This is a genomic window from Arthrobacter sp. AK01 (genome assembly GCF_021109375.1).
Classification (GTDB): Bacteria; Actinomycetota; Actinomycetes; order Actinomycetales; family Micrococcaceae; genus Arthrobacter.
Genome location: NZ_JAJOHP010000097.1, coordinates 1 through 13,433, shown reverse-complemented (window position 1 = coordinate 13,433; position 13,433 = coordinate 1). Strand labels below are relative to the sequence as shown.

Here is a 13,433-nt window from a genome sequence, read left to right as displayed (position 1 = left end):
CACGGGGCGGGCGGGGGGCGGGCGCCCGGGCGGGGGCGGGGGCGGGACGAAACCCGCACCCGGTGCCGCGGGGCGGGGGCGCGCCGGGTGGCGGCCGGCCCCCCTGGGCGGGCGGGCTGCTACTTGATCAGTGCTGCTGCCTGCTCCATGAGGTCGCTGGCCGTGGCCACGCCGTTGGCGTCAGCGCCCTTGCCGGACGCCGTAGCGGAAATCAGCACCCCATCCTTGATGGCGTAAGCCATGTAGGTGGTTTGTGCCGCGCCGCTAGCTGTGGACATTTCCGTCTTGTAGGCCACAGTTCCGGGGACCGTGCTGATGCCGTCGAACTTTTCAGTGGCGACGTTCATCGATTGACCGGACATGGACAGCGTCATCTTCGCGCACTTCTCGGCCTGCGCGCCGCTCTTATCGATGCTGTCCTGGAGCTTCTGCTTATCGAGCCCGGAGGTCAAGGTCACCATGGTCATGACCCCGGATGCAGCGTCCAGATCTGCGCCGGCAGCGGTGGTTGAACCGGCGAGGGTCTCACTGCCACCCAGCGTTGCAAGGTCCTTGCACTCAGCCGGTTCGATGGTGAACATGCTCATGAGCGCCTTCATGGGATTCTCCTGGGCGAGTTCCTCACTTGAAGCAACAGTCAATTCCTTGCCAGACTTCGGCTTGATCTGCTTGACCAGTTCAACGAGCTCGTCGTTGGTGTACTGCTTGGCGGTGGTGGGCGTCGGCGACGCCGTGGCTTCGGGCGAAGCGGCATCAGTCGAGCCCGTTGACCCACCACATCCTGTCAGTGCCATCACTACCAACGCCGACATACCGACGCTCTGCAGCGCAAACTTCTTCACTCTATTTCCCCCATTGGGTCTACTTTTACGGCCGGGTGGTCCCCAGTTGAGATAACACTATCGGTCATCAACGTGTGGGCGCCGCTGGCTTGAGACGGGGGAAGTTCGCCATCCAACGTGCCTCCGCGTCCCTTTGCGGCTTTGAGTCAGGTTCGCTTGCGGCTCGCGATCAAGTCAGAGAGGTGCTGCACATCGGCGAGGTTCGCGTCCGTGGCCAGTGCAACGTAGTGGTCCATGACGGCTGGCCGGTAGCGCACTGGCAAAGTCTGTCCTGGGGCGAGTCGGGTGAGAGCGGTGATCGTTAGGCTTTCGTCTGCGATGCCGCGGAACGAGATTCCGTCGGCGGTTTCCACGTCGAGCATCAGGACGACGCGCGGGTTGCTGTTGACCTCGCGCCAGTCGACCAGAACACCGAGCGCAAGCGTCCCATTTCGCAGCTCCGCATTGCGCTTCCGCGCTTCACCGCTGAGGACCGGGTTCGGGGCGACGCCCGGGAAGCTGGGTCCGACGCCGAGCGACTCCCGACTCAAGTCCGGCCTGAGCTGCTCCATCAGGTCGTTGAGCTTCTTCTTCGAACCGAACATTCTGACCTCTCCCCCCAACAGCGGTGCCGGAATTTCGGCCTTGAGATTCGCCTCACCGCGATTCTATGTCATGGACATTCCCGGCCACGGTTGCGAATCTGGCACACCTCCCAACGTCCACGAGAATTGCCGATGGTCTGCGTAGCATTGGGCCCAACAACTCTTTGGGGGAGCAATGAATTTAGGTCCGGCCTTTGGAATCATCGGGATTCTATACGTTATCTTTGTGATCGCGATTGCCGTCCTGGCGGTGTATGCCTTGGTCTTGACCATTATCTTCTTACGGCTGCGAATCGCTGAGTTGAAGAGGGCGGCACGCTCCGAGGAGGGTTAAACCATTGCCTGGTCTTGTGCCAAGTGCAGAGTCCCTTGCTGCCCTCATCGAACTGATCGTGACCTCAGAATGGCCTCACGGGGAACAGGAGCAGGCCGAGTACTTCCAAAGGCTCGGATTTCAGCAGCATGCAATGAATGCCGATTCTCCATCAGTCCTTAGTGGCGAACTGTTGAGTCCCTATTTAGCCCCTGCAGCAGGCTCTTGGATGTCGTATAGAGGTGACTTGTTTTGCATAAACCTCTCCTTATACGAGGAGTCTTCCGGCCGATCTGCCACGTCCAGACTGGGCTACGACCTGATCCTTGCCTTTCTTAGGGCCAAATATGGTCCCCCAATGGATGAGACGAATGCGAAACCCGGAATGACCTCCGCCATGTGGAGGGTCGGGCAAACGGCCGTGGAGATGTATTTCTTCGTTGCCCCTACGCCATCGGTCCAAATCGGTGTCCTACACGCCGACCGGAGCGCAACTTTTGAAGGTCGCCGTTCCAACTGAATAGCTGGTCGTCGACTAAGCCAAAGTCAGCACCGGCAGTAAATCACCCGTGTCCACCCGCCTCCAGCCCCGCGCCAACAGCCGCCACAAACGCATCCGTCTCAGCTGACCTCCTGCTCTTCAGCCACAGCGCCGAGGTCCGCCATGCCAACGGATCACCAACCAACGGCCGCCACACAATCCCTGCAGGCAGCGGCGTCCACGGCTCCTCATTGAAATGCACCCCGCGGCCAGCCATGATCAGCCCGTGCGTGAAGTGCTGGTTGCGTGCGTGCACGATCGCGGCAGGAAGATACCCGGCGTCCCGGCACGTGTGCAGGAACGAGTCGTACAGGGTGGGCGCCATGTGCCGCGGGAAGATGATCAACGGGCTCCCGGCAAGATCGCCAAGCCGCACGGAAGAAGCAGAAGCGAGCGGGTGCGAAGCATTCATCACCACGCCCAGCGCCCGCGAGAACACCGGCCCCGACTCAAAACCCACGCTGCTCAACGGGTGACGGACCACCGCAACGTCCAGTTCGCCGTCGCGCAGTCGCTCAACCTGCTCAACGGTGGTGAGCTCGTGCAGATTCAGCAGAACGTCAGGCGCAGACGCAGCAAAAGAAGAAACCATGGTGGACAGGGCAACCGGATTGGTATCCGGCGGCACGGCCACCTGCAGGATGCCTGAAGCGCCAGGGCGGATCCGCCGCATCGACTCCTGAGCCATGGCCACGTGATCCAGCACCCCTCGGGCATGCTCAAGGAGCAAAGCTCCGGCCTCGGATAGCTCCACGCCGGTGCGTCGGCGGTGGAACAGCAGCACTCCCAGCTCCTTCTCCAGGTCCTTGATCCGCTGCGAAAGCGGCGGCTGGGCCATGTGCAAACGCTGCGCAGCACGGCCGAAATGAAGCTCTTCGGAGAGCACCACAAAGTACTTGAGATGGTGGAGGTCCATCGCCGCACCATATCAGTTTGATATCAAGCCGAGTAGATATTGATGTTAGACGGGTCACATTCCCCGATGGTCAGATGGGACTCAAGAAGCCCAACGAACCAAAGGAAACTCCCCAATGTCCCAGGATGTCCTCTTCGAACAGACCGGCCCCACCGCCATCATCACCCTCAACCGCCCGGACAAACTCAACGCATGGACCGAGGCAATGCGCAGCGAACTCATCGACTACCTCGAAGGCCTCAAGGGCAACGACGAGATCCGCGCGGTCATCCTCACCGGCAGCGGCCGGGCGTTCTGCGCCGGGCAGGACCTGGCAGAGACCGCGTCCATGAACCCCGAGGATCACGAATCCGCCGAGGCCTGGATCGACGGCTTCGATCGCCTCTACCGCGCCGTCCGCAACCTCGACCAGATCACCATCGCTGCCGTCAACGGCGTCGCCGCTGGCTCCGGTTTCCAGTACTCGCTGCTCGCGGACCTCCGCGTTGGCGACTCCAAAGTCCGCATGGGCCAGCCCGAAGTCCTCTCCGGCATCCCCAGCATCACCGGCATCTGGGCCATGTGGAGCATCCTGGGCAAGTCCAAGACCTCCCAGTTCGTCCTCACCGGCGAGCTGGTGGATGCTGCCGAGGCTCAGCGGCTCGGCCTCCTTAACTATCTGGCGGACGACGGCGGCGTGCTGGCTTACGCCAAAGACCTCGCCGCCCGCTTGAGCCTCCTTCCCCCGGGCGCAGTCCGCCTGACCAAGAACCGCCTGCGCAGCCTGGAAGACGACGACCTCAGCGACGCCATGGCAGAAGCGAAGCGCGTGCACCGCGAGGCCTACGGCACCGGCGAGCCGCAGCGCGAAATGGCCCGCTTCCTCGCCGGCCGCCGCTGATCGGACGGGACTCCACCATGAAAACCGCAACCCAAGACCGCTATACCGAACTGCGGAACAGCCACCGCTGGGAGGTTCCTGAGCTCTACAACATGGCCGTCGACGTCGCCGACCGGCACCCAAGGGACAAACGCGCACTCATCCTGGAGTCCGCCGTCGAAGGTCAACGTGAGGTGAGCTGGGGCGAGATCCAGGACCGTTCCCGCCAGATCGCCGCCACCCTCCAAAAGGCCGGCATCAAGAAGGGCGACCGCGTCGCCGTCCTGCTGCCGCAGCGTTCCGACACCCCGGCCGCCTACTTGGGCGTGCTGCGGACCGGCGCCATCCTGGTCACGATGTCCCTGCTCTGGGCAGCGGAACCGATCCGGTTCCGGCTGGAGGACAGTGGCGCGTCGGTGATCATCGCCGAAGAGTCCGCGAAGCCCTTGTTCAAGGACTACGAGGGTACGTTCATCGACATCGACAGCCCGGCCATCACTCAAGCGCCCACCGAATTCCAGGACGTCGAAACCACAGCCGACGACCCCGCCCTCATCTTCTACACCTCGGGCACCACCGGCCGTGCGAAAGGAATCGTCCACGCGCACCGGACCCTGCTCGGCCACAACGAATTCGAGTACTGCCACCAGATCGGCGACGGCGATGTGTTCTACGGTGCGGGGGACTGGGCATGGTCGCTGGCCAAGCTCATGGGCCCGCTCCGGCTTGGCGCAACGCACCTGGTCTTCCGGCCCAACGGCGGCTTCGACCCGGCAGCCCTTCTAGACAGCATGAGCCGCCACCGCGTCACCAGCGCGCTGGTGAACCCGACCTTCCTGCGGAAGATGCGCGAAGACGTGCCCGACGCCGGTACCCGCTTCCCGCTGCACCTGCGGACAGTTTGCTCGTCCAATGAGCCGCTAACGCCGGACCTGATCACCTGGTTCGAAGCGCAATACGGCGTGACGCTGCTGGACTACTACGGTTCCACCGAGTCCTACCCGCTGCTGGGCAACTATCCGGATGTTCCCGTGAAACCCGGGTCCATGGGGCGTCCACTTCCTGGATGGGAAGTCCGCCTGCTGGACGACAACGAGCATGAAGTAGCCACGGGCGAGACCGGCGAGATCTGCCTCCGCGCGCGATCCAACCCGCAATTTCCCTTGGGATACTGGAACATGCCGGAGGCGTCCGCCACCGCATTCGGAGGCGGTTGGTACCACACCAAGGACCAGGCCTATACGGACGATGACGGCTACTTCTGGTTCCTGGGGAGGACCGACGACGTCATTAAAACGTCCGGATACCGTGTGGGGCCCTATGAGCTGGAGGCAGTCATTCGCGAACTCGATCCCGTCAGGGACGTGTCGGTCACCGGAGTGCCCGACGAGCTCCGCGGCCAGTCCATCAAGGCATGGATCGAACTGATGCCCGGTCACGCTGGGGGAGCGGACCTGAGCGAAACCATCGTGGCGCACGTGAAGGAGAACTTCTCCCGCTTCGCCTACCCACGATTCATCGAATACGTCACCGCGCTGCCGAAGTCCGCCACTGGAAAAGTCCAGCGGGCCCAGCTCCGCGAACTCCCACACGTTGTAGCCTCTCCCCGCCTCGAAGGACAACAATCATGAATACGATGACCGAGAAAGTTGCAGACACTGAGTCTTCCCCCCGGCGCAGCCTGAAGCGCGTCGCCGCGGCAGCCGCCGTCGGAAATTTTGTCGAATGGTTCGACTCCGCGGCGTATGCGGTCATGTCCGTCACCATCGCGAAACTCTTCTTCCCGGATTACTCCACGACGGCGTCACTCCTGGCCGTGTGGGCGATCTTCGCCGGCGGCTTCATCGCCAGGCCGCTCGGGGCGGCTTTCTTCGGACGCTACGGTGACCGGATTGGCCGCAACAAGATGCTCGGCCTGTGTGTGCTGATCATGAGCGCGGCGACGTTCTGCATCGGTATCCTGCCCACGTTCGCGGTGATCGGTGTCTGGGCGCCGATCCTGTTGTTCGTGTTCCGCGCGGTCCAGGGCTTCACCACCGGTGGCGAGTACACGGGTTCGTCCGCTTTCATTGTTGAGTACGCTCCCGAAGGTAAGCGGGCGACCTACGCCAGCATCATTCCGGCCACTGTCGGACTGGCTTCGGTTGCGGGGGCTTTGCTGGGTGTTGCGATCACTTCCACGTTGAGCCCTGCTGATTTGCAGGCGTGGGGCTGGCGAATTCCGTTCCTGCTCGCGGCACCGCTGGGTCTGATTGGGCTGTATATCCGGTCCCGTGTGGATGACACTCCGGTGTTCCGCGGGTTGGAGAAGACCGGTGAGGTGGCAAAACGCCCCCTTGGCGACGCTTTCCGGATGTGCTCGCGCCAGATCTTCACGCTCTTTGGCTACAGCATCACCAACGCCATCGCGTACTACCTGATGAGCAGCTACATGATCGCCTACATGACCTCGAGCCTGGGCTACTCTTCGGCTGAATCGATGATTACCAGCGTGATCACCATGCTTGTCTACACCGCGGTTTGCCCGTTGGCAGCTCGTGCCAGTGACCGGTACGGCCGAAAGCGGATGCTGCTGGTGGCCTGTGTGGGCTTCGTGGTGCTGACCATTCCGGCGTTCTCCATCATGCCGCTGGGGCTCGGGTTCGCGATCCTGGGGACCAGTGTCCTGGGTGCATTGGTAGCCGTGATCGGAACATCAAACGTGCCTGCTTTGGTGGAGATGTTCCCGTCATCCGTCCGTGCTTCGGGATCAGCCATTGGGTACACCCTGGCTTACGTGCTGTTCGGTGGAACCGCTCCCTTCGTGGCCACCGGCTTGGTGGCTGGCTTCGGAACCCCGCTGGCCCCGGCCTTCTACCTGATGGGCATGGCGCTGGTATCCGCTGTGGTGGTTGTCCTATTCTTCCGGGAGACCAAGGACCTGTCCCTGTCGCGGACCACGGTTCTGTAGTTTTTGCACCTGTGAGAGAGGTCGGGTCGGGCGCACGTCAGCGCCCCACCCGACCTCTTTCTTGTGCACGAAAAAAGTGCGTACCCGCCCGGCGATTTATGCGCAGTTGTTGGTCGCATGGTCGAACTCAGGTGGATGGATCTCAGGCAGAGCCTATCCCAGCCTCACAACAAACTCTTCAACCCTGGCGAATACCTCGGCTTGGGCTTGCTGGGAGGCCCGCCAATCGTCAGGGATCTGCAATGAGTGGTCGGCCCCAGGCACCTCAAAGAACGTTCCTGCACTCTCTGATTTACGTCCTTCATCCCAGCTCGTCCAGCGAACCTCCGATGAAGAGGTCGTCCTTCGACGATGCGCAGATGGTGCTTCTGAGCCGCTCATCAGTGAGCAACGGGGTCAGCCAGATGCCAGGGGTACGGGTCTCCTCCGCCCAAAGGATGGGCAAAGTGCTGAACGACTTGGCGACGATTTTGGTTTTTCCCGGACAGCCGTGGAGGCTTTTTGCCCAGGTGAAGGATTCCACGAGGCATGCTACTTGGCGCGGGCGAGTGCCCCCGGAAGGGCAAAAGAATTGATAGTTACGTGTCATTAGCAGTCCGAGACGTCTTCTACACTAGGGAAAATGCCCAGACGATGGCGTCCTGAGGCCTGGGCCCTGGGGGAGGACAAATGACAGAAATCGTGACGTGGAAGTCCATGAGCCCGGCCGAGGTCTGTGACCTCATGGACTTCTGGGCTGCCGCTGCGTGGCCGCTGACGCGGGACGAAGTGCAGCGCCTCGCCGTCGAGCGTTATGGCTGGAGCATCGAGGTGGAGGACGACGTTCCCTACCTTATGAACACGGTATCGGGCTTCACTATCCCGGACGTTTCGACGATTGGTAGCGAGGGAGCTCTCAGCTACATCAGCCTGCGGATCTCTGACGTAATCCGTAGGATCACGCCGGAATCAACTGAATTCCTCGGGGACAACTTTGCGCTCATGGTGCGTGAAGGAACGGAGCGCTGGGGAAAGCAGCTGATGCGAGCGTCTGCGGGCTCGGAGTCGGCGAGCTGGTGCTTGTCCTCCGGTGCGCGCATCTCATTGAATTGCCATCCGAAGAGCCTCAGCGCAATGTTCCAGACGCCGCAGGGCGTCGAGCTCGACCGGAAGTCGGGGAACTGAGGTGGCTCGCGCCAAAAGGCTCCAACGCCGCTCTCCTGAACCTCCGCCGTCGAAGTTTCTGGCCCCAGGCACCTATGCCGTGTACGACGGCGTCGAGGTCCGACTGTCTACAAAGGGCCAGGGCTGGGAGCTCTGGAGCAAAGAGCGAACTGCGGGCTTCACCAGAGACGAGTATGGCCGGTATGTGCGGCGAGTCACCGTGGGGGACCCGCTGGAGTTGGAGTGTTTCAGACTCGAGTATCACGGCACCTACCGTGGCATCACCATTGCGGTCCAATCGCCTGAAGGGCCGGTGATGGCCTGGACGAACGATTCGACGTCAGTTGCTGAGGGGTTTCGGCAGGTCGATCGTGGTGAATACAGGAAGTCCATCCCCTTGGGCGACCCCGACCTCCGTATCACCACCACGCGAACTCCCTTTCCCATGCCATGGAGGAAGACCACATGAGAGACCTCATAAGACCGGGACGTTATGCCGTTCTTGACGGCGTTGAGTATCAGCTCCAGCCCCGAGGAGATGTTTGGGTGCTGTGGACGGATCAGCCAACGCCGGGATTCACTGCTTTGGGTAAGCGCGGATTCATCCGGGAGATCGGTCGGGAGGAGCAGTTGGAGTGCCATGAAGTCGTTCGTCGTGGCACTTATCGAGGCTTGATCGTCGAAGTCCGTCTGAGTGGCCCACACGGACTCATGGTGAGCACTCTGGAACCCTCAGCTGGTGACGAGGGGTTTGAACGACTTGATCCCCGTGATCCGGATCGGGTCAAAAATATCCCTCATGATGACCCGGACCTCCATTTCAGCACTGTCAGAAGACGGGTGCCGATGCCGTGGACTGAGCGGAAGCCAAGCGAGCAGGCTGCGTTCGACTGGAACGACTTCCGCGATCGACTCGCAGCTACCCTCCGATCCGTATCGGATCGCGCCTATCTGATCATCGCCTCTGACGTGTACCCCAACCGGTATGTGCAATTCGCGGGGCAGGGCGACCGTCTTGACGCCGAGGCTCCAGGAAAGGATGTAGCGGTTAACGCCGACGAGTCCGTGCTGAGGGACGCCGGCTGGCAGGCACCCGGCCTTGCGCAGCCGAACTGGTCCTCCGTTCTGCCGCTTCCAGCGTTGACCTCGGAGTACCGTGAGCTCGCGGAGCGGTGCGTCGCCGCATTGCGGAGCTCCTACGGCTTTAAGAGTCCTGATGAGCTCAGCTATCGGGCCTGGCGGGAGGCAGAGCAGATACCAGTAGGACAGACCTGGTCCGCAGAACGGGTAGCCCGGATGAACCCCGGTTCCGCTTCCTTGGACCTCCCCGGTCTGGGGCTCGACTCGAACCACGTCGACGCAAAGGGGACTGTGGAACGAGAGCGCCGACCCAACGTGTTCGTCAGCGCCCTGGACCACCCTCTGGTCGAGCAAATTCTCAATACCCTGCCCATGAAGGCGATCAACCCTCGCGTGAAGCTCAGCCTGCTCACCCACCCCGACGCGGTTCTGGAATGGAGAAACCTGTCGACGACGAAGGTCATCGCCGTGACCGACGATGGCACTCTGGAATTGCGCCATGCCGGCCTCAACCGCACGAAGGTAGTGGCCCGGGCTGACTCTGTGCGGCCCTTCGCCCTTGACGTGGTGCAGGGGATGCTCTGGCCGGAGAAGCAGATAGCCACCTTTGAGGATGCACCTGGGGTTGATGTAAAAGTCGGGCCCCATGGTACGCAGATTCATTGGGGACGCGGTCATTGGGTGGATTTCATCGGCGGCTTCGAGACCTTCCGTGCGGCCTACCCTCTGATTCACTTGCTCAACGCCACGGACGCCGAGATCGCCGAGTCAATCGAGGCCGATGACGGCAGACCCCTTTTCCGCGTGGGTGAGACGTTAAAGGATGCCGCTGCCGCGGCCGGGTACGATTTCAACTTTTTCAGCTATTCCGCGTGGAGGGTCTGGATCGAACGAGCGAAGAACGCTACCCCCGGAAAAGGACGAAACATATGACCTGGAAATCAATGCCCCCTGCTGAGCTCTGCGACATCATGGACTTTTGGATTGCAGCCCCTTGGCCGATGTCGAAGGATGAGGCCCAGCAACGTGCAGTGGAGCGGTTCGGGTGGACCATCGAAGTGGAGAACGACACGCCATATCTAATGAACACAGTCTCCAACTTCACCACCGCTGATGTCATGACCATCGATTACAAAAACGTGATGATGGATTTGAGCCTCGACACGTCGGACACCATCCGGGAGGTGACATCGGAGTCCACCGCATTCCTCGGCGACGCCCATACGCTCATGGTCCGTGAGGGCGAAGCACGGTGGGGAAAGCCGAAGCTGGAGCACTTCGAAGAGACCACAACAGCGCTATGGAACGTCGACGGCGGTGCAATAGTCTCCTTCAGCTTCCTCCCCAGGGGTCTCTCTGCTGAATACGAGACACCGCAGGGTGCAGAACTGGAGCGGAAAAGCGGCGATCGATGACGTGTGCAGGAGCGCTCGCTGATCAGCGTGCGTTTTCCCTTTGCTGGTCGGGCGAAACCTCATGGCCGCTTACGTGGAAGTGACCGTACCGGCGTAGGCAAAGGTACATACCGATGAACGTGGCAAAGCCCAGGACCGGCCCCGCCCATCCAACGATTGAGGAGCCGCGCAGAAGTGTGCCTACCACGGCGAAGACGGTAGCCATGATGACAATCGCCGGGCTGTCCGGACCTGGCTTGTACTGAACTTTCCGGCCGATCTGCCCATAGAGCAAGCCCACAACTAAGGGAAAAACGATGCAGACCCCGCCAGCCACCAAGAGCCAGGGAATTGGGGCCAGCGTCGCCATGCCGATTGTCAGTCCGTACCAACCCGCCAACGTCAACCAATAACCGGTGGCACTCTTGCCATGGATCTTCATAGTGTTATGACGCCCCCATCATCGGGTGCCCAGCATAGCCACTGATGAATCACACCCGGAGTCACAAGGCTCACAGTCACCGGCCGCCGCTACTTCCCAGGCTTCCGACTACACCGCGTCTTGCTCCCTTCCCCGCGTACACGCGGCGCCCAATGAAGAAGGCCAAGGAACTGGCAACTAGGAGGACTGCGCAGCTGACAATCAGCTCGGCCGCCGAGACGTTTCCGAAAGCGTTCCTGAAGAGCAGGGTGCTGGGGGCCGTCGGTGGAAAGAACGTGAACAGCTGAACAATCTGGGATCCAGGCTCCTCAGATAGCAGGCCCAAGGCGTAACCCGGGGCGAACATCAGAATGACGAATAGCGTGGCGAAGGCCGAACCTTCACGGACGCTTCGAAGCCGTGCGCCGATAGCTGCGTGAATGGAGACCATGAACACTACGCCGAGCAGAAGGATTAGCAGCCCTACAACCATTTTGGAGCCATCCAACACCCAGGTTTGGAATGCCGGTAGGGGCAATCCGAGGTCCCGGCCCACGGCCACATAGACCACCACCATCGGCAGAGACATGCTCAGGAGCTGAACCAGTCCCAGGACAGCGGTGGTCAGGATCTTGGTTGCATAGACACTCGCCGGGGATGTATCCAGAAAGAGCACCTCACGGATTTTCTGTTCGCGCTCCTCAGCGAAGCTGGACATGATCTGGTTGCCAAGAAAAATGGTCACTACGAAGTACAGGAGCAGGAAGAGCAGAGGAGGCACCACGGAAGACAACCCTGGATCGGCACTGCCATTCCGGTAGCCAACACGATTGACCTCAATGCTGCCGGTCAAAGGCTTGGCTAGCTCAGGTAGTGCGGCACTTCTGATCGTGGAAATTTGCAACAGGTGGCGGGCCAGGGGCGTAGACCGTTGGTCGCCTACCAGTCCTTTGTTGTTCTCGTAGATGTCAATGCGGCCATTTGCGGGATTGACGGGGAAAACCAGCAGTGTCTGTGTTCTTCCTTCCTCAACGTCATGGATGGCTGAAGCAACATCAAAAACCTGGGTTCCACCTGACTCTTCGGCAAGTTTTACGTCTATCACGCCGCCGGGATCCACGTAGTTGAAGTCCATCACGCCCACCGTGCTGTTTGCGGCGTTCTTTTCTGCGGCTGCAGTGCCAACCTGTGCCAGAATCACCAAAACGATGACAACGAGTGGAACCGCTAACGTGGCTCCCCAGTAGCTTTTCCTTTTGAAGTGGCGTTTGAGTTCGAAAGTGAGAAGGGTCCAGTTTGGCATGACCATCAGTTCAAGGATCCCAACTGTGCTGAATCGCCATATACGCCCACGAATATCTCGTCGAGGCTCGACAACCGCGTGCTGAAGTCTGTCACCTTAACTCCGGAATTGAGCAGCCGACCCAACAGCTGGTTCGCCGAATCGATCTCGTGCCGTGAGTCCAGCAGGAGGGTGCCATTCTCTGGCATCTCTACATTCCACTCACTGGCGTGCGGCGGAAGAACACCTGTGTAGCTCAATGCGGTACGGCGCCCACCGAGCTTCTGCTTGGCTTCCTCCACTTCGCCTGCAAAGTGTTGCTTGCCCTTGCGGAGAAAGAGGACATTGTTTGTGAGCTCTTCAACTTCATGCATTTGGTTTGTCACCAGAATAAGAGTGGCACCGCGGAGGAGATGCCGTTCCAGGTAGGTCTTAAAGATGGCCTGGTTTACAGGGTCGAAGCCGCGCGTCGGCTCATCCAGGACCAGAAGGTCAGGGTTGCCAACGAACGTGATTCCCAGATGGATCTTCTGCTGCTGACCGTTGGACAGTGTTTGGATTGGTGATCGTGCATGCGGGGCCAACCCGACGTCGTCGAGGTACTCGTACGCCTGCGAACTGGCGTCATGATGTGTGAGGCCGCGAAGTTTCCCGAACAACCGCAGCACGTCCAGAGGAGTATCGCGTTGGAAGTTGCCACGTTCCTCCGGCAGGTAGCCGACGGTGCATGGATGGCCGGCGTCGTAGGGTTGGCCGGCTATGTTTGCCGTACCTTCGCTGGCATTCAGCAGTCCTAGGAGACAGCGGACCAGTGTGGTCTTTCCCGAGCCATTCGGCCCTATGATCGCCAGTGATCCCCCGGCTTTCACAGAGAAGGAGACGTCGTTCAAGGCCTGGAATTGCCCGAAGTTCTTGGAGAGGTTCTCAACGTTGATGAAATTCATGCGTCCTCAATCGGGGTCACTTCGCGTTGGAGAAGCGGGGGCCGGCCCGGGGCCGGGGGGGGGGGGGGGGGCGGGGGGGGGGGGGGAATGGGGGGGGTGGTTGTTTTGGCCCCCAAGTACAACCGACCCCCACCGGGCCGGGAGGGGGGGGGGGGGCCGCGGGG

General features: G+C 61.0%; 14 protein-coding genes. 6 read left to right on the top strand and 8 right to left on the bottom strand.

The features are described from left to right. Nucleotides 1–119 precede the first annotated feature (119 nt). The 3 genes from LN996_RS21755 to LN996_RS21745 form a co-directional block, all read right to left on the bottom strand. Complete coding sequence (locus LN996_RS21755; protein WP_231343094.1) at nt 120–842, bottom strand: hypothetical protein; 723 nt, start codon at nt 840–842, stop codon at nt 120–122. 146 nt (nt 843–988) lie between these two features. After that, nucleotides 989–1,393, bottom strand: coding sequence for a hypothetical protein (locus LN996_RS21750; RefSeq protein WP_231343092.1), 405 nt, complete (start codon nt 1,391–1,393; stop codon nt 989–991). Nucleotides 1,394–2,302: 909 nt separating this feature from the next. After that, nucleotides 2,303–3,196, bottom strand: a complete 894-nt coding sequence (locus LN996_RS21745) for a LysR substrate-binding domain-containing protein (protein WP_231343090.1) — start codon at nt 3,194–3,196, stop codon at nt 2,303–2,305. Between the two features lie 115 nt (nt 3,197–3,311). Between LN996_RS21745 and LN996_RS21740 the strand changes: the two genes are divergently transcribed. Genes LN996_RS21740 through LN996_RS21730 form a run of 3 tightly spaced genes read left to right on the top strand, consistent with a single transcriptional unit; the run spans nt 3,312 to nt 7,005 of the window. After that, the gene (locus LN996_RS21740; RefSeq protein ID WP_231343088.1) at nt 3,312–4,076 is read left to right on the top strand and encodes an enoyl-CoA hydratase/isomerase family protein; all 765 of its coding nucleotides are present in this window, start codon (nt 3,312–3,314) and stop codon (nt 4,074–4,076) included. A gap of 17 nt (nt 4,077–4,093) precedes the next feature. Then, entirely contained in the window at nt 4,094–5,686 is a 1,593-nt protein-coding gene (locus tag LN996_RS21735) for an acyl-CoA synthetase (protein ID WP_231343086.1), read from the top strand. Then, on the top strand, nt 5,683–7,005 hold the full coding sequence (locus LN996_RS21730) for an MFS transporter (RefSeq protein WP_231343085.1): 1,323 nt from the start codon (nt 5,683–5,685) through the stop codon (nt 7,003–7,005). Before LN996_RS21735 ends, LN996_RS21730 begins: the two co-directional genes overlap by 4 nt. 301 nt (nt 7,006–7,306) lie before the next feature. Here the strand turns inward: LN996_RS21730 and LN996_RS21725 are convergent, their stop codons facing one another. Beyond that, a complete protein-coding gene (locus LN996_RS21725) occupies nt 7,307–7,528 on the bottom strand; it encodes a hypothetical protein (RefSeq protein ID WP_231343084.1) in 222 nt (73 codons plus the stop codon). 146 nt (nt 7,529–7,674) lie between these two features. Here LN996_RS21725 and LN996_RS21720 point away from each other — a divergent pair, with 146 nt between their 5' ends. Beyond that, a complete protein-coding gene (locus LN996_RS21720; RefSeq protein WP_231343080.1) occupies nt 7,675–8,169 on the top strand; it encodes a DUF6301 family protein in 495 nt (164 codons plus the stop codon). A gap of 249 nt (nt 8,170–8,418) precedes the next feature. Here LN996_RS21720 and LN996_RS21715 read toward each other — a convergent pair whose 3' ends face one another. Next, the gene (locus LN996_RS21715) at nt 8,419–8,853 is read right to left on the bottom strand and encodes a hypothetical protein (RefSeq protein ID WP_231343078.1); all 435 of its coding nucleotides are present in this window, start codon (nt 8,851–8,853) and stop codon (nt 8,419–8,421) included. 141 nt (nt 8,854–8,994) lie between these two features. On the opposite strand from LN996_RS21715, the gene LN996_RS21710 reads away from it, so the two are divergent. Continuing rightward, nucleotides 8,995–10,161, top strand: coding sequence for a hypothetical protein (locus LN996_RS21710; RefSeq protein WP_231343076.1), 1,167 nt, complete (start codon nt 8,995–8,997; stop codon nt 10,159–10,161). Continuing rightward, nucleotides 10,158–10,643, top strand: a complete 486-nt coding sequence (locus tag LN996_RS21705; RefSeq protein ID WP_231343075.1) for a DUF6301 family protein — start codon at nt 10,158–10,160, stop codon at nt 10,641–10,643. The genes LN996_RS21710 and LN996_RS21705 overlap by 4 nt, the downstream gene beginning before the upstream one ends. A gap of 22 nt (nt 10,644–10,665) precedes the next feature. On the opposite strand, the gene LN996_RS21700 is transcribed toward LN996_RS21705, so the two are convergent. The 3 genes from LN996_RS21700 to LN996_RS21690 form a co-directional block, all read right to left on the bottom strand. Next, complete coding sequence (locus LN996_RS21700) at nt 10,666–11,064, bottom strand: hypothetical protein (RefSeq protein WP_231343071.1); 399 nt, start codon at nt 11,062–11,064, stop codon at nt 10,666–10,668. Nucleotides 11,065–11,140: 76 nt separating this feature from the next. Continuing rightward, the gene (locus LN996_RS21695) at nt 11,141–12,346 is read right to left on the bottom strand and encodes an ABC transporter permease (protein WP_231343069.1); all 1,206 of its coding nucleotides are present in this window, start codon (nt 12,344–12,346) and stop codon (nt 11,141–11,143) included. Between the two features lie 5 nt (nt 12,347–12,351). Beyond that, nucleotides 12,352–13,269: an ABC transporter ATP-binding protein gene (locus LN996_RS21690; RefSeq protein WP_231343066.1), complete on the bottom strand. Its 918-nt coding sequence runs from the start codon at nt 13,267–13,269 to the stop codon at nt 12,352–12,354. Nucleotides 13,270–13,433: the final 164 nt, after the last annotated feature.

What these genes read in the sequence shown, in the direction of transcription:
- LN996_RS21750 (WP_231343092.1), bottom strand. Translation starts at nt 1,393, where the DNA reads ATGGAGCAGCTCAGGCCGGACTTGAGTCGGGAGTCGCTCGGCGTCGGA.
- LN996_RS21745 (WP_231343090.1), bottom strand. Translation starts at nt 3,196, where the DNA reads ATGGACCTCCACCATCTCAAGTACTTTGTGGTGCTCTCCGAAGAGCTT.
- LN996_RS21740 (WP_231343088.1), top strand. Translation starts at nt 3,312, where the DNA reads ATGTCCCAGGATGTCCTCTTCGAACAGACCGGCCCCACCGCCATCATC.
- LN996_RS21735 (WP_231343086.1), top strand. Translation starts at nt 4,094, where the DNA reads ATGAAAACCGCAACCCAAGACCGCTATACCGAACTGCGGAACAGCCAC.
- LN996_RS21730 (WP_231343085.1), top strand. Translation starts at nt 5,683, where the DNA reads ATGAATACGATGACCGAGAAAGTTGCAGACACTGAGTCTTCCCCCCGG.
- LN996_RS21720 (WP_231343080.1), top strand. Translation starts at nt 7,675, where the DNA reads ATGACAGAAATCGTGACGTGGAAGTCCATGAGCCCGGCCGAGGTCTGT.
- LN996_RS21710 (WP_231343076.1), top strand. Translation starts at nt 8,995, where the DNA reads ATGCCGTGGACTGAGCGGAAGCCAAGCGAGCAGGCTGCGTTCGACTGG.
- LN996_RS21705 (WP_231343075.1), top strand. Translation starts at nt 10,158, where the DNA reads ATGACCTGGAAATCAATGCCCCCTGCTGAGCTCTGCGACATCATGGAC.
- LN996_RS21700 (WP_231343071.1), bottom strand. Translation starts at nt 11,064, where the DNA reads ATGAAGATCCATGGCAAGAGTGCCACCGGTTATTGGTTGACGTTGGCG.
- LN996_RS21695 (WP_231343069.1), bottom strand. Translation starts at nt 12,346, where the DNA reads ATGCCAAACTGGACCCTTCTCACTTTCGAACTCAAACGCCACTTCAAA.
- LN996_RS21690 (WP_231343066.1), bottom strand. Translation starts at nt 13,269, where the DNA reads ATGAATTTCATCAACGTTGAGAACCTCTCCAAGAACTTCGGGCAATTC.